11 protein-coding genes are annotated in these 14,739 nt (G+C 74.4%); 5 read left to right on the plus strand and 6 right to left on the minus strand.

Annotated features, from left to right (window positions below; translation table 11 throughout):
* Positions 1-7: 7 nt before the first annotated feature.
* On the minus strand, positions 8-304 hold the full coding sequence (locus tag FJQ57_RS16965) for a type VII secretion target (RefSeq protein WP_139982609.1): 297 nt from the start codon (positions 302-304) through the stop codon (positions 8-10).
* Between the two features lie 124 nt (positions 305-428).
* Between FJQ57_RS16965 and FJQ57_RS16970 the strand changes: the two genes are divergently transcribed.
* Complete coding sequence (locus tag FJQ57_RS16970) at positions 429-896, plus strand: YbaB/EbfC family nucleoid-associated protein (RefSeq protein ID WP_170219485.1); 468 nt, start codon at positions 429-431, stop codon at positions 894-896.
* 49 nt (positions 897-945) lie between these two features.
* Here the strand turns inward: FJQ57_RS16970 and icmF are convergent, their stop codons facing one another.
* A complete protein-coding gene (icmF, locus tag FJQ57_RS16975) occupies positions 946-4,134 on the minus strand; it encodes a fused isobutyryl-CoA mutase/GTPase IcmF (RefSeq protein WP_139982613.1) in 3,189 nt (1,062 codons plus the stop codon).
* A 150-nt stretch (positions 4,135-4,284) separates the two neighbouring features.
* Between icmF and FJQ57_RS16980 the strand changes: the two genes are divergently transcribed.
* Positions 4,285-5,358, plus strand: a complete 1,074-nt coding sequence (locus tag FJQ57_RS16980) for an SDR family oxidoreductase (protein ID WP_139982615.1) — start codon at positions 4,285-4,287, stop codon at positions 5,356-5,358.
* 54 nt (positions 5,359-5,412) lie between these two features.
* Here the strand turns inward: FJQ57_RS16980 and FJQ57_RS16985 are convergent, their stop codons facing one another.
* From FJQ57_RS16985 to FJQ57_RS16995, 3 genes are all read right to left on the minus strand, one after another.
* On the minus strand, positions 5,413-7,794 hold the full coding sequence (locus tag FJQ57_RS16985) for an MMPL family transporter (RefSeq protein ID WP_139982617.1): 2,382 nt from the start codon (positions 7,792-7,794) through the stop codon (positions 5,413-5,415).
* A gap of 37 nt (positions 7,795-7,831) precedes the next feature.
* On the minus strand, positions 7,832-8,425 hold the full coding sequence (locus tag FJQ57_RS16990; RefSeq protein ID WP_139982619.1) for a TetR/AcrR family transcriptional regulator: 594 nt from the start codon (positions 8,423-8,425) through the stop codon (positions 7,832-7,834).
* 69 nt (positions 8,426-8,494) lie between these two features.
* Positions 8,495-9,154, minus strand: coding sequence for a GntR family transcriptional regulator (locus tag FJQ57_RS16995; protein ID WP_211349042.1), 660 nt, complete (start codon positions 9,152-9,154; stop codon positions 8,495-8,497).
* Positions 9,155-9,161: 7 nt separating this feature from the next.
* On the opposite strand from FJQ57_RS16995, the gene FJQ57_RS17000 reads away from it, so the two are divergent.
* Positions 9,162-12,014 (plus strand): FAD-binding and (Fe-S)-binding domain-containing protein, encoded by a 2,853-nt coding sequence (locus FJQ57_RS17000; RefSeq protein ID WP_211349044.1) that lies wholly within the window; start codon positions 9,162-9,164, stop codon positions 12,012-12,014.
* Positions 12,011-12,724 carry an SGNH/GDSL hydrolase family protein gene (locus FJQ57_RS17005; RefSeq protein WP_139982623.1) on the plus strand — a complete coding sequence of 238 codons (714 nt, stop codon included), beginning with the start codon at positions 12,011-12,013 and terminating at the stop codon, positions 12,722-12,724. Before FJQ57_RS17000 ends, FJQ57_RS17005 begins: the two co-directional genes overlap by 4 nt.
* A 16-nt stretch (positions 12,725-12,740) precedes the next feature.
* On the opposite strand, the gene FJQ57_RS17010 is transcribed toward FJQ57_RS17005, so the two are convergent.
* The gene (locus tag FJQ57_RS17010) at positions 12,741-14,141 is read right to left on the minus strand and encodes an MFS transporter (RefSeq protein WP_139982625.1); all 1,401 of its coding nucleotides are present in this window, start codon (positions 14,139-14,141) and stop codon (positions 12,741-12,743) included.
* A gap of 49 nt (positions 14,142-14,190) precedes the next feature.
* Here FJQ57_RS17010 and FJQ57_RS17015 point away from each other — a divergent pair, with 49 nt between their 5' ends.
* Entirely contained in the window at positions 14,191-14,688 is a 498-nt protein-coding gene (locus FJQ57_RS17015; protein ID WP_139982627.1) for a MarR family winged helix-turn-helix transcriptional regulator, read from the plus strand.
* Positions 14,689-14,739 lie beyond the last annotated feature (51 nt).

The raw sequence follows: 14,739 nt of genomic DNA on the forward strand, positions 1-14,739 counted from the left end.
CGGCCGCTCAGACCTCGCGGACGGTGGAGGCCTCCTCGGCGGCCTCCCACTGGTCCGCGGTCCGGAAGAGCCGGTCCTGGATGGAGCCGACCTGCGCGGCCTGCTCGAACGCGTCGGTGCCGGCGTACTCGATCGAGGCGGCGAAGACGTAGGCCAGGATCTCCCCGGCCGGGCTGAAGGTGTCGGCGCTGACCTCCGAGCCGGTGATGGAGCTCTGCGCGGACGCCAGGGCGGAGACCACGTCGTCGAGGTCGCCGGCCAGGCGGCGCAGGGAGGCGGGGTCGACCCGTACTTGGCTGCTCATGGTTGTCCCTTCGTCGGTCCTCCTCGGTTGTCCGGTCCGCCGCGTGCCCAAACGTCGGGGGTTTGGTCGGCCCTCCCGGCGGTACCTTCCCGGTGTTCCGATCCCCCGCGCACAGGAGACCTCGATGGACGCCCTGGACCAGCTCTACCGCTTCCTGGACAAGGCCGAGCAGGACATGGCCGCGACCGAGCGGCAGCTCGGGTCCTTCCGCGACGCCGAGCCCGAGCTGGCGGCCCTCGTCGGCGAGGGCCGGGGGGCCGACGGGTGGATCCGGGTGACCTGGACCCAGCAGGGCCTCCAGGACCTCGAGATCGATCCGCGGGCCCTGCGCCAGCCCTCCGAGATCGTCTCGCGGGAGATCAAGGCGGCCATCGCCGAGGCCTCCCAGGACCTCAGCGCCAAGACCCTCGACCTCATCGAGGGCCTCGGCATCCGGGCGCCCGAGGCGCCGAGCCCGCAGGAGGCCCAGGCCCAGCTGGGCGAGATGCGCGAGCAGATGATGGGAGCGTTCCGCGCCAGTGCCTCCGAGCTCGACCGGGTCGCGCTGCTCCAGCAGCGCTACCACGACCCCCGGCGCGCCGACCGGGGCTGAGGCCGGGGGCGCGCCCCTCGCGGAGCCCGAGGGCCGCGGAGGACGAGCCTCAGACGTTGCGGCGGTAGGCGCCCCCGACCTCGAAGAAGGCCTCGGTGACCTGGCCCAGGGAGCAGACACGGGCGGCGTCCATGAGCACGGCGAAGACGTTCTCGCCGGAGGTGGCGGACTCCTTGAGGCGGGCCAGCGCGGCCTCGGCGTCGGTGGCGTGGTCCTCCTGGAAGGCGCGGACCCGGCGCAGCTGGGAGGACTTCTCCTCCTCGGTGGCCCGGGCCAGCTCGACGTGCTGCGGGGTGCCGTCGTCGTCGTCGCGGGCCGGCTTGAGGAACGTGTTGACGCCGACGATGGGCAGCGAGCCGTCGTGCTTGCGGTGCTCGTAGAGCATCGACTCGTCCTGGATGCGGCCGCGCTGGTAGCCGGTCTCCATCGCGCCCAGCACGCCGCCGCGCTCGCTGATCGCCTCGAACTCCCGCAGCACCGCCTCCTCGACCAGGTCGGTGAGCTGGTCGACGATGAACGAGCCCTGGAGGGGGTTCTCGTTCATGGCCAGGCCCCACTCACGGTTGATGATGAGCTGGATGGCCAGCGCGCGGCGCACGGACTCCTCGGTCGGGGTGGTGACCGCCTCGTCGTAGGCGTTGGTGTGCAGGGAGTTGGCGTTGTCGTAGATCGCGATGAGCGCCTGCAGCGTGGTGCGGATGTCGTTGAAGTCCATCTCCTGCGCGTGCAGGGACCGGCCGGAGGTCTGCACGTGGTACTTCAGCTTCTGGGAGCGCTCGCTCGCGCCGTACCGCTCGCGCATCGCCACCGCCCAGATGCGGCGGGCGACCCGGCCGATGACGGTGTACTCGGGGTCCATGCCGTTGGAGAAGAAGAACGACAGGTTGGGCGCGAAGTCGTCGATGTCGAGGCCGCGGGCGAGGTAGGACTCGACGTAGGTGAACCCGTTGGCCAGCGTGAACGCGAGCTGGCTGATGGGGTTGGCCCCCGCCTCGGCGATGTGGTAGCCCGAGATCGAGACGGAGTAGAAGTTGCGCACCTGGTGCTCGATGAACCACTCCTGGATGTCGGCCATCATCCGCAGCGAGAACTCGGTGGAGAACAGGCAGGTGTTCTGGCCCTGGTCCTCCTTGAGGATGTCGGCCTGCACCGTGCCGCGCACGGTGGCCAAGGCGGTGGCGTCGTCGACGCCGCGCTCGCGGGCCTGGTCGAGCACGGTGTTGAGGAAGAAGGCCAGCACGGTCGGGGCGGGGCCGTTGATCGTCATCGACACGCTCGTCGACGGGGCGAGCAGGTCGAAGCCGTCGTAGAGGACCTTCATGTCGTCGAGCGTCGCGACGCTGACGCCGGAGGTGCCGACCTTGCCGTAGATGTCGGGACGCTCGTCGGGGTCGCGGCCGTAGAGGGTGACCGAGTCGAACGCGGTCGACAGGCGGGTGGCCTCGCCGTCGGCGGAGAGCACCTTGAACCGGCGGTTGGTGCGCGCCGGGTCGCCCTCGCCGGCGAACATCCGGGCCGGGTCCTCGCCGTCGCGCTTGAACGAGAAGACGCCCGCGGTGAAGGGGAAGGAGCCCGGGAGGTTCTCGCGGCGCCAGAAGCGCACCAGCTCGCCGTGGTCGTCGTACGCCGGCAGCGCGACGCGCGGGATGCGGTTGCCGCTCAGCGACTCGCGGACCAGGGTCGTGCGGATCTCGCGGTCGCGGACCACGACGACCTGCTCCTCGCCGGAGTAGGACTCGACGACGTCGGACCAGCCCGCGAGCTGGTCGCGGACCGCGCGGGGGAGGTCGTCACGGGCGTCGGCGAGCAGGGTCTCGACCTGCTCGCGGGCCGGGCCCTCGAGCTCGGGCAGCGTGAGGTCGAGACGCTGGACCCGGCGGGCCTGCTCGACCAGCACGTCGGTCTCGGCGTGGTAGTCGCGCACGGTGGCGGCGATCTCGGCGAGGTAGCGGACCCGCTCGCCCGGGATGCTGGGGTGGATCTCGGAGGACGTGCGGCCCTCGACCGGGGCGAGCGTGCCCTCGTCGACGGGCAGGCCGTGCTCGGCCAGCAGGTCGCGCAGGTGCTGGTAGAGGGCGGTCACGCCGTCGTCGGCGAACCGGGCCGCCGAGGTGCCGAAGACCGGCATGTCGGAGGGCTGCTGGCCGAACGCCTCGCGGTTGCGCACCAGCTGGCGCCCCACGTCGCGCAGCGCGTCGGCCGCGCCCCGGCGCTCGAACTTGTTGATGGCCACCACGTCGGCGAAGTCGAGCATGTCGATCTTCTCCAGCTGGGAGGCGGCGCCGAACTCGGGCGTCATCACGTAGAGCGAGGCGTCGACGTAGGGCACGATCGCGGCGTCACCCTGGCCGATGCCGGGGGTCTCGACCACGACGAGGTCGAAGCCGGCCGCCTGCAGCGTGGCGATGACGTCGGGCAGGCACGCGGGGATCTCGTGCGCGCCGCGGGTGGCCAGCGAGCGGAAGTAGACGCGGTCGCCGTCGAGGGAGTTCATCCGGATGCGGTCGCCGAGCAGCGCGCCGCCGCCCTTGCGGCGGGTGGGGTCGACCGCGACGACCGCGATGCGGAGCTTGTCGTGCTGGTCGACGCGGAAGCGGCGGACGAGCTCGTCGGTCAGGGAGGACTTGCCGGAGCCGCCGGTGCCGGTGATGCCGAGCACCGGGGCGGTCGAGCGGCCGGCGGCCTCGCGGATCGCCGTCAGCACGTCGTCGGGCAGCCGACCGAGCTCGGCGCCGGTGATGGCCCGGGCCACGGCGGTGCGGTCACCGCTGAGGACCTCCTCGGCGCCGACCGCCCGCTGGGCCCACAGGTCGGTGTCGCAGTCGCGGACGACGGTGCTGATCATCCCGGCGAGGCCGAGCCGCTGGCCGTCCTCGGGGCTGAAGATCGTCACGCCGCTGGCGCGCAGCCGCTGGATCTCGTCGTGGACGATGACGCCGCCCCCGCCGCCGACGACCTTGACGTGGCCGGCGCCGCGCTCGCGCAGGGACGCGACGAGGTACTCGAAGTACTCCACGTGGCCGCCCTGGTAGGACGAGACCGCCACGCCCTGCACGTCCTCCTCGATCGCGGCGTCGACGACCTCCTGGACCGAGCGGTTGTGGCCGAGGTGGACGACCTCGCAGCCCTGGCTCTGGAAGATCCGCCGCATGATGTTGATCGAGGCGTCGTGCCCGTCGAACAGGCTCGAGGCCGTCACGAGCCGGACGGGGTTGGTCGGGACGTGGAGGTCGGCCACGGGCGCTCCTGGTGACGGCAACTGGTTGGACTTCCTACCAGATTAGTCGGACGTCCAACCAGGTGGCCAGGGGCCGAGCAGGGCCGGGGCCCGGCGGGGGCGTCCCCGCGGGTGGGGCGAGGCCCGACGGGGCTCGGTCAGGGTCGGAGGATGACCTCCCCAGTCCAGGAACCAGACGTCCCTCGCACCGGGCCCGGCGTGGCCGTGGTCACCGGCGGCACGGCGGGCATCGGCCGGGCGACGGTGCGCGAGCTGGCCGGCGCCGGGTACGACGTCGCCGTGCTCGCCCGCGGCGCGGCGGGCCTCGAGGCCACGCGGGCCGAGGTCGTGGCGCTCGGCCGGCGCTGCCTGGCCATCCGCTGCGACGTCTCCGACCGGGAGGCGATCGACGCCGCCGCGGAGCGCGTCGAGGACGAGCTCGGACCCGTCGAGGTGTGGGTCAACAACGCCTTCGTCGGCGCCCTGGCCCGCTTCTGGGACACCACGCCCGAGGAGTTCGAGCGCATCACGGCCGTCACCTACTACGGCCAGGTGAACGGCCTGCGCGCCGCGCTGCGTCACATGCGACCGCGCGACCGGGGCTCGATCGTCAACGTGTCCTCGGCGCTGGCCCACCGCGCCATCCCGCTCCAGTCGGCGTACTGCGGTGCCAAGCACGCGATCAAGGGGGTCACCGAGTCGGTGGTGACCGAGCTGCGGGCCGAGGGCAGCCACGTCACGGTCGACCTCGTGACCCTGCCCGGCGTGAACACGCCGCAGTTCGGCTGGAACCTCAACAAGATGCCCGGCCACCCGATGCCCGTGCCGCCGCTGGTGCAGCCCGAGGTGTGCGCGCGGATGGTGCGCTACGCCGCCGAGCACCCCCGACGGAACTCCTGGGTCGGCCTCGGCACCGTGCAGACGGTCCTGGGTGGCCGCGTCGCGCCGTGGTTCCTCGACCGCTACCTCGCGCGCAACGGCATCGAGTCCCAGCAGACCGACCGTCCGACCCACCCCGACGCCGGCTCCAACCTCTTCGCCCCGCTCGACGACACCGAGGACCGCGGCGCCCACGGCTCCTTCGACGACCAGTCCAGCGACCAGGACCCCGTCTCCGCCCTCGCCCGCACCGTCGACACCGGTGCCCGCGCCGTCGCCGGCACGGTCGGCGTCGGTGCGTCGGCGGCCACGCGGGTGCTGCGGTCCGGCGCCCGCCGCCTGCGGGTCGCCCGGCCGGGGTACTGACGCGGTACCGACGCGGGTGGACGCGGCTGGGCCGCGAGCACCCGCGTCAGCGGGTCAGCGGCCGGCGAGCTCCGGCTCGGGCTCGGCGACGTGCTTGCCGGGCGTGGCCCGCTGCAGCTTCTCGCCCTCGACGTCGACGTCGGGGAGGAGGCGGTCGAGCCAGCGGGGGAGCCACCACGCCTTGTCGCCCATGAGGTACATCAGCGCCGGGATCAGCACCATCCGGACGACGAACGCGTCGAGCACGACGGCGGCGGCGAGCGCGAAGCCGATCGACTTGATGATCGCGTCGTCCTCGAGCACGAAGCCGGAGAAGACCGCGGTCATGATGACCGCCGCCGCGGCGACCACGCGGGCCGAGCTGCGGAAGCCGTCGACCACCGCCTCGCGGGTCGAGGCGCCGTGGACGTGGGCCTCGCGCATCCGACTGGCCAGGAAGACCTGGTAGTCCATGGCCAGGCCGAAGACGACCCCGATGAGGAAGATCGGGATGAAGCTGACGATCGGCTGGCCTTCCATCAGGCCGAGCGCGCCCTCCTGGAAGATCAGCACGGTCACGCCGAGCGTCGCCAGGACCGAGAGCACGAACCCGAACGTCGCGGTCAGCGGCACCAGGATCGAGCGGAAGACGATCATCAGCAGCAGGAACGCCAGGCCGACGACGACCGCGAGGTAGATCGGCAGCGCGCCGTTGAGGCGGTCGGAGACGTCGGTGGTGATGGCGGTCAGGCCGGTGATGCCGATGACGGTGCCGGTCTGCTGCTCGATGTCGCCCTCACCGGAGCGCAGGGCCTCCAGGAGGCTCTTGGTGCGCGGGTCGTCGGGGCCGTACGACGGCACGACGAGCGCGGTCGTGCCCGGCGGCACCTGCGCGGCCTCCGCCTGGCCGCCGGGGGCGGCCTGGCCCTGCTCGCCGCCGCCCTGGCCGCCCTGCTGGCCCTCCTGGCCCTCGGCCGCGGCGCCCCCGCTGAGTGCGGTGGCGTCGGCCGCGGCCTGGACGCCGTCCTGGCCCTCGGCCCAGGAGACGACGTCGTCGAAGGCCTGCTGCCGCTGCTGGTCGTCGGTGATGCCACGACCGTCGACGACCAGCTGGAACGGCGCCTCGCGGCCGGGTCCGAAGCCCTCGGTCAGCAGGTCGCTGGCCTTGCGCTGGGTGGTGTCGCTCGCGGCGGTGCTGTCGGTCGGGAAGGCGAGGTAGAGGTCCTTCAGCGGGATCGCCAGCGCGCCGAGGCCGACGACCACGAGCAGGGCGAAGGCGACGGGGGCCCGGCCGACCAGCCGCGCCCAGCGGACGCCGTTGTTGAGGACCTTGCCGTCGGCCTCGCGCGTCGGGGCGTAGCGGCGTACCTGGCCCCCGAAGGCGCGGCGGCGCAGCAGCCCGAGCACGGCCGGCAGGAGGGTGAGCGCGACGAGCACGGCGAGCAGCACGGTGGCCGCGGCCGCCAGGCCCATGGTGGTGAGGAAGGGGATGCGAACGACCGACAGCGCGGCGAGCGCGATGAGGACGGTCAGGCCGGCGAAGACCACCGCCGAGCCCGCCGTGCCGACGGCGATGCCGACGGCCTCCTCCCGGTCCTCGGTGTGCTCGAGCTCGTTGCGGTAGCGGGCCAGGATGAACAGCGAGTAGTCGATGCCGACCGCGAGGCCGATCATCGTGGCCAGGATCGGCGCGCTGGAGCCGAGGTCGGCGACCGCCGACAGGGCGGTGATGCCGGCCAGGCCGATGCCGACCCCGAACAGGGCCGAGAGGATCGGCAGGCCCGCCGCGACCAGGGACCCGAAGGTCAGCACGAGCACGACGAGGGCGATGCCGATGCCGATGAGCTCGGCCGTGCCGCCGGGCGGGGCGAACTCGGCCATGCCCTGGCCGTTGGCCTCGACCTCGAGGCCGCTCTCGCGGGCCTGGGCCATGGCGTCGAGGACGGCCTCGCGGGCCTCGGGCTCGACGTCGGTCGTGGTCGCGGCGTCGAAGGCGTAGCTGATGACGCCGATGCGGCCGTCGGCCGAGGCGTTGGCGAACGTCGCCGCGGCGCCCTCGGGCGCGGGCCCGGCGAGCGCGCTGACGGGGTCGAGCGCCTCCTGGGCCTCGGGCGAGGCGAAGTCGGCGGGGAACTGCGGCCCGTCGGCGAGCTGCGAGACCAGGTCGCCCACCGCGGCGGCGTACGGCGCCTGGTCGAGCCGCTGGCCCTCGGGGGCGGCGACGACGACGTTGACCGTGGCCTGGTCGAACGCGCTCTTGGAGCCGGGGAAGAGCTCGGCCTGGAGGTCGGCCGCCTCCTCCGAGGGGATGCCGGGGATGGTGAACGCGTCGGTGCTCGGCTTGGAGAAGGCGGCCGCGAGACCGCCGAGGGCGACGAGCAGCACGATCCAGCCGGCGAGGAACGCGGGCCAGCGGCGGAAGGCGAGCTTGCCGAGGCGGTAGAGGTGGGTGGCCATGGGAGGGCTCCTGGTGGGGTCTGCGGGTGAGCGGGTGTCAGGCGCCGAGCAGCGACCGGGCGGTGTGCAGGCTCTGGTCGAAGTGGTGGGTGAAGGCGCGGTCGCGCGGGTCGTCGATGAAGGAGTCGAGGGCGGCGTCGAAGAGCGCGGCCAGGAGGGTGACCGCGACCTTGGCGCCGGACTTGCCGAGCGAGCCGTCGCGGGCGGTGTCGCGGGCGGTGATGTGCCCGACGACCTCGGTGCTGAGGTCCTCGTAGCGCTGGTGGACCGAGCCGAGCAGCCGCGGGTTGGCGCGCAGCACCCGGCGGGTCGCCACGAGCAGCTCGCGGTCGACCTCGTCGTCGCCGAGGAGCGGCATGACGAGCACGCGCAGGTCGGCCAGCAGGTCTCCGTGGGGGCCGCCGGACCGGAACCGCTCGACGTCGTCGTCGGCGAGGGCCGGCCACTCCCCGAGCACGGCGTCGAGCTTGCCCGGGAAGTAGTTGAACAGCGTGCGGCGCGAGACCTCGGCGGCCTCGGCCAGCTCGTCCATGGTGAACCCGTCGAGCCCCCGCTCGTCGGCCAGGCGCAGGGCGCACAGCGTGATGCGCTGCGACGTCGCCGCGCGGTCACGTTTTGCACTCTTGAGCATGGAGTGCAGTTTGCACTTGCGCGGGGTCGAGTGCAAAACCCGCAGGGGTGGTCGAGGGTGTGACCTTGGCTACGTGACGGGCGTCCCCGCCCCTTCGCGGGCGAGCAGGGCCGCCGTACGACGCAGGTGGTCGCGCATGGCCGCGGCCGCTGCGTCGGGGTCGCCGGCCGCCACGGCGGCGACGATCGGGGCGTGCTCGGCGTGGATCTCGGCCAGCGTGCGGCCGGTGGCCGTCGTCGGCGGGCCGAGGAGCGCGGTGGTGGCGCGCAGCTGCTCGACGATGCCGGCGGCACGGCGGTTGCCGGCCGCGACGAGGAGGGCGTGGTGCAGGGCGCGGTCGGCGGCCCAGAAGGCGGGCTCGTCGCCCGCGGTGGCGGCCGCGGCCATGGTCGCCAGGAGGTCGGCGGCGTCGGGGCAGCCGCGCTCGGCGGCCCGGGCCGCGGCAGGCGGCTCGAGGGCGAGGCGGACCTCGAAGATCTCCTCGACCTCGCGGGCACCCGGGACCACGACGCGGAAGCCCCGGTTGCGGGCGATCTCGACCAGGCCGACCTCGGCCAGCCGCAGCACGGCCTCGCGGACGGGGCTCCGGGAGGTGCCGAGGGCGTCGGCCAGCCGGTAGACCGAGTACGTCGGCCCCGGGACCAGCTCGCCGCGCTGCACGCCGTCGCGCACGGCGGCGACCACGGCGTCGGTCAGCGACGCCGCGTCGTCGGGGAGCTCTAGGCGCACGAGTAACATGCTACTCGTGACTGCGACGATGGAGCCCACGGTGGGCCACGACGTGACCGCGGCCCTGCGCGCCGCCGGGCTCGAGGTGCTCGACGACCCGGGCACCCGGGCGATGTACTCCACCGACGCCTCGCTCTACCGGATCCCGCCGCTGGCCGTCGTCCGGCCGCGGCACGTCGACGAGGTCGCGGCCGCCCTGGCCGTGGCCCGCGAGACCGGGGTGCCGCTGACCTCGCGCGGCGGCGGCACGTCGGTGGCCGGCAACGCGGTCGGCCGCGGCATCGTCCTCGACTTCTCCCGCCACCTCAACCGGGTGCTCTCGGTCGACCCCGAGGCCCGCACCGCCGTCGTCGAGCCCGGCACGGTGCACGCGGTGCTGCAGAAGGCGGTCGCGCCGCACGGCGTGCGGTTCGGGCCCGACCCCTCCACCCATCCGCGCTGCACCGTCGGCGGCATGATCGGCAACAACGCCTGCGGCTCGCGCTCGCTGGCCTACGGCCGCACCAGCGACAACGTCGCCGGGCTGCGGATGCTCCTCGCCTCGGGCGAGCAGCTCGTGACGTCGTACGACGGCGCGGGCCGGCCGGTCGTCGAGGGCGGCGACGCGGTGCTGGCGTCGGTGCGCGAGGTGATGGCGCGCCACCTGGCCACGGCGCGCACCGAGCTCGACCGCTTCGGCCGGCAGGTCTCGGGCTACGCCGCGCACCACCTGCTGCCGGAGCGGTTCGACCTGACGCCGGCGCTGGTCGGCTCGGAGGGCACGCTGGCCGTGGTCACCGAGGCCACGGTGCGGCTGGTCACCGACGCGCCGGTGCGGGTCGTCGTGGTGCTCGGGTTCGACGACATCGTCGCCGCCGGCGAGGCCGCCCCGGCCGTGGTCGAGCACGGCCCGACCTCGTGCGAGGGCCTCGACTCCCGGCTGCTCGGCGTGCTGCGCGCCCGCCGCGGCGAGGGTGCGGTGCCGCCGCTGCCCGAGGGGCGCGCGTGGCTGTTCGTCGAGCTGGCCGGCGACGACCGGGACGAGGTGGTCGCCCGGGCCGAGCGGCTCGCCGCGGCCGGTCTCGGCGTCGACGCCCTCGTCGTGCCCGACCCGCTCGTGCAGGCGCGGCTGTGGCGCATCCGCGAGGACGGCGCCGGCCTGGCCGGTCGTGCCCCCTCCGAGCGGCCCGCCTGGCCCGGGTGGGAGGACGCCGCCGTCCCGCCCGCGATGCTCGGCTCCTACCTGGCCCGCTTCGACGAGCTGGTGTCGTCGTACGGGATGACCTCGGCGCCCTTCGGCCACTTCGGCGACGGCTGCATGCACGTGCGGCTGGACCTGCCGCTCGACCGGCCCGACGGCACCCAGGTGCTGCGGTCGTTCCTGGTCGACGCGGCCAAGCTGGTGGGGGAGTACGGCGGGTCGCTGTCGGGCGAGCACGGCGACGGCCGCGCGCGCTCGGAGCTGCTGCCGCACCTGTACTCGCCGGAGGCGCTGGCCATGTTTGCCGGCATCAAGCACGCCTTCGACCCCGACGACCTGCTCAACCCCGGCGTGCTCGTCGACCCCGACCCGGTGGACGCCGACGTGCGCGTGGCCGGGGTGCCGCCCTTCCGCCGGAAGCTCGCGATGGCCTACCCGCACGACGACGGCGACCTGGCCCAGGCCCTGCACCGCTGCACCGGCGTCGGCAAGTGCCGCGCCGACAACTCCGCCGCCGGCGGCGTGATGTGCCCCTCCTACCTGGCCACGCGCGAGGAGAAGGACTCCACCCGCGGCCGTGCGCGCGTGCTGCAGGAGGTCGTGCGCGGGGAGATGGCGTGGTCCGACCCGGCCGTGCACGACGCGCTCGACCTGTGCCTGTCGTGCAAGGGTTGCGCCTCCGACTGCCCCACGGGCGTCGACATGGCGACGTACAAGTCCGAGGCGCTGCACCAGACCTACCGGCGCCGGCTGCGGCCGCGCTCGCACTACACGCTCGGGCGGCTGCCGTTCTGGGCCCGGATCGCCGAGCGCACGCCGCGCCTGGCCAACCTGGCCGTCCGGCTGCCGGTGCTCGGCCGGCTCGCGCTGTGGCTGGCCGGGGTCGAGCGGCGGCGGTCGGTGCCGGCCTTCGCCCGCCGACCGTTCCGGCGGTCGTGGACGGGGTCGGGCTCGGGCCGCACGACCGGGACACCGGTCGTGCTGTGGGTCGACTCGTTCAGCGACTCCTTCGACCCCGAGGTCGCCGCCGCGACGGTGCGGGTGCTCGAGGCGGCGGGCTACGCGCCCCGGCTGCCCGACGAGCGGTTGTGCTGCGGCCTGACCTGGATCACCACCGGCCAGCTCGACGCGGCCAAGAAGATCCTGGGCCGCACGGTCGCCTCGCTGGCGACGGCGGCCCGCGCGGGGACCCCGATCGTGGGCATGGAGCCGTCGTGCACGGGTGTGCTGCGCTCCGACGTGCTCGAGCTCGTGCCCGGCCCCGACGCCGAGGCCGTCGCCGGCGCCACCGTCACGCTGGCCGAGCTGCTCGCCCGGACGCCGGGCTGGACCGCCCCCGACCTCTCGGGCACCTCGGTCGTGGCGCAGCCGCACTGCCACCACCACGCCGTCATGGGCTGGCAGGCCGACGCCGACCTGCTCGCCTCGACCGGCGCGATGGTCACCCGGCTCGCCGGTTGCTGCGGGCTCGCCGGCAACTTCGGTGTCGAGCTCGGCCACTACGAGGTCTCGGTCAAGGTCGCCGAGCAGCAGCTGCTGCCCGCCCTCGACGCAGCCCCCGACGCGGTCGTGCTCGCCGACGGGTTCTCCTGCCGCACCCAGGTCGCCGACCTGCGCGACCGGCCCTCGGTGCACCTGGCCCAGCTGCTCGACCCGGAGCGCACCCCGGGGCGCGCGTGAGCCTCGACTACGACAACCGCACCGGCCGCCCGCCGGGTCGCCTGGTCCGCACGGCGGGGGTGGTGCTGCCGGGCGTGCGCCGGGTGTGGGCCCAGGCCGAGCCGTACGCCGACGCCTGGCGCGCGCACAACCGCGAGGTCCTGGCCCGGCCCGGCGGCTCGGGTCGTCGGCGGTGGGTCGTGCTCGGTGACTCGATGTCGCAGGGCGTCGGCGCCACCGCCCCCGACCGCGGCTGGGTCGGCCAGCTGGCCGACCGGCTGGCGGCGACCGGCGACCGCCTCGAGGTGCTCAACCTCTCCGCCACCGGCGCCCGCACCGACGACGTGCTCGACCAGCAGCTGCCCGCCCTGGCCGCGGTCGGGCGGCGCCCCGACGACGTGGTGACCGTGATGGTCGGGTCCAACGACCTCTTCGGCGGCCGCGCCGTGCGGGCCCGGCTCGAGCGGTCGTGGGCGCGGCTGGTCGAGGAGGTCCCGGCCGGGACGGTCGTGATGACGCTGCCCCAGCCGACCCGGGCGGCCGACCTGGCCAACGCCCACGTCGAGCGGGCGGCGGCGACCGGCCGGATCGTCATGCTCGACCTGCGCGAGACCGGTCCGACGTCGTGGCGCGGCCGGCTGGCCGCCGACCACTTCCACCCCAACGACGCGGGCTACGCCGCCATCGCCGACGCCGTCGAGCCGGGCCTGCGCGCGGCGCTGCGGGCCTGAACCCCGCAGGACCGGCTCAGGCGGCGGCGGGCTCGGACGTCGCGGACCCCTGCGGCGCGCGCTGGTGCACGTGGGGGACCAGCGCGGTGATGCCGACGCCGACGAAGGCCGCGGCCGCGCCGATGAGGAAGCACAGCTCGAACCCGTCGCGGCCACCCGACCCGGAGAGCACCGCGGCCATCACGGCGGCGGCCACGGTGGTGCCGAGGGAGCGCATCAGGGCGTTGACGCCCAGCGCCGACCCGGCCTCGGCGGGCGGGGTGGAGCCCATGATGAGGGCCGGCATGGCGGCGTACCCGATGCCGACGCCGGCGCTGGCCACGATCGAGGCGAGCGCGAGCTGCCAGGGGGCGTCCATGAGGAAGAAGGCCAGGAGGTAGCCCCCGCCGAGCACGGTGGCACCGAGCATCAGGGCGACCCGGGGCCCGACGCCGGTCATCAGCCGGCTCGAGACGGGCGCGAAGAACAGCATCATCAGGCCGCCGGGGGCCATCCACAGGCCGGCCTCGAGGATGGTCTGGCCGAGGCCGAAGCCGGTCGCGGTCGGCAGCTGCAGCAGCTGGGGCACCACGATGGCCTGCGCCATCATGCCGAAGCCGATGGCCACGGCGGCCACGTTGGTGAGCAGCACCGGACGGCGCGCGGTGGCGCGCAGGTCGACCAGCGGCTGGTCCTGGCCGAGCTCGAGGAAGCCCCAGCCGACCAGGACGGCCAGGCCGAGGCCGGCCGAGAGCAGGGTCCGGCCGTCGAGCCAGCCCCACTCGTTGCCCTTGGACACCGCGAGCAGCACGCCCACCAGGCCGGCGGCGAGGCCGAGGGCGCCGAGCACGTCGACGCGGCCACCGCGGGCGTCGGAGACCCGCGGCACCAGGGTGACCAGCCCGAGCAGCAGCACCGCGGCCAGGCCGGCGGCGAACCAGAACAGCGCGTGGTACTCGAAGGTCTGCACGACCCACGCCGAGAGCGGCAGCCCGATCGCGCCGCCGACGCCGAGGGTGGCGCTCATGGCGGCGATGCCGGTGTTGGCCATGTCGGGCGGCACGACCTCGCGCACCAGGGCGATGGCGACCGGGATGAAGCCCATGGCCAGGCCCTGCAGCGCCCGCCCGACGAGCACCGGCGCCAGGTCGGAGGACAGCGCGCACACCACGGAGCCGACCACGAGGATCGCGGCGCTGCCGATGAGCACCGGCGGCTTGCCGAACAGGTCGCCGAGCCGGCCGCTGATCGGCATCGTCACCGCCGCGGCCAGCAGCGTGATCGTCACGACCCATCCGGCGTTGGCCGCCGAGGTCGACAGCAGGGCCGGCAGCTCGCCCTGGATCGGGATGACGAGGGTCTGGGTGAGCGAGACGCTGAGGCCGCCGAAGCACAGGACGACGACGGTCAGCAGCGCACGGGAGTGCCGGGAGTCCACGGATGTGTACGGTACACACGGCGGTCACCTCTGCCATCATCCTGTGGCCATGACCACCCCGGCCGACGACCCCGACGACCCCCTCGCGCAGGTCACCGCGCTCGGCGACCAGCTGCTGCGCCTGCAGCGCCGTCGCCGCCACGTGTACGACGGCACCGTGCTGGAGAACTCCGCGTTCCGGCTGCTGTGGGTGCTCGCCGACGGCGAGCCGCGCACCCTGCGCCGGTTGGCCACCGACCTCGACCTCGAGCAGTCGACGGTCAACCGCCAGGTCAACGCCGCGATCGCCGCGGGGTGGCTGGAGCGGTTCGAGGTCGAGGGCAGCGCCAGCCGGCTGGTGCGGCCGACCGCGGCCGGGACCGACGCCTTCCGGCACGACGGGCTGGTGCGGGCCACCGCGATCCGGGCCGCGCTCGACGCGCTGGGTCCGGAGCGGGCGGCGGTGCTCGTCGACCTGCTCGGGGAGCTCAACGACGCGTGGGACGCGGCCGTCGTCGGTGTCACCGGCTCCGGTGTTCGGCAGGCACGGGGGCCCGCGACGGGCTAGGTTCGAGGGCCTCCCCCCGCGCGACCTCGTGTCGTCCCTACCTCCCCGGTG

It is taken from the genome of Nocardioides litoris, from assembly GCF_006346315.1.
In the GTDB taxonomy this organism is placed as follows: domain Bacteria; phylum Actinomycetota; class Actinomycetes; order Propionibacteriales; family Nocardioidaceae; genus Nocardioides; species Nocardioides litoris.

Coding starts and splice junctions, on each gene's coding strand:
- FJQ57_RS16965 (WP_139982609.1), bottom strand. CDS start 304: ATGAGCAGCCAAGTACGGGTCGACCCCGCCTCCCTGCGCCGCCTGGCC.
- FJQ57_RS16970 (WP_170219485.1), top strand. CDS start 429: ATGGACGCCCTGGACCAGCTCTACCGCTTCCTGGACAAGGCCGAGCAG.
- FJQ57_RS16980 (WP_139982615.1), top strand. CDS start 4,285: ATGACCTCCCCAGTCCAGGAACCAGACGTCCCTCGCACCGGGCCCGGC.
- FJQ57_RS16985 (WP_139982617.1), bottom strand. CDS start 7,794: ATGGCCACCCACCTCTACCGCCTCGGCAAGCTCGCCTTCCGCCGCTGG.
- FJQ57_RS16990 (WP_139982619.1), bottom strand. CDS start 8,425: ATGCTCAAGAGTGCAAAACGTGACCGCGCGGCGACGTCGCAGCGCATC.
- FJQ57_RS17000 (WP_211349044.1), top strand. CDS start 9,162: ATGCTACTCGTGACTGCGACGATGGAGCCCACGGTGGGCCACGACGTG.
- FJQ57_RS17015 (WP_139982627.1), top strand. CDS start 14,191: ATGACCACCCCGGCCGACGACCCCGACGACCCCCTCGCGCAGGTCACC.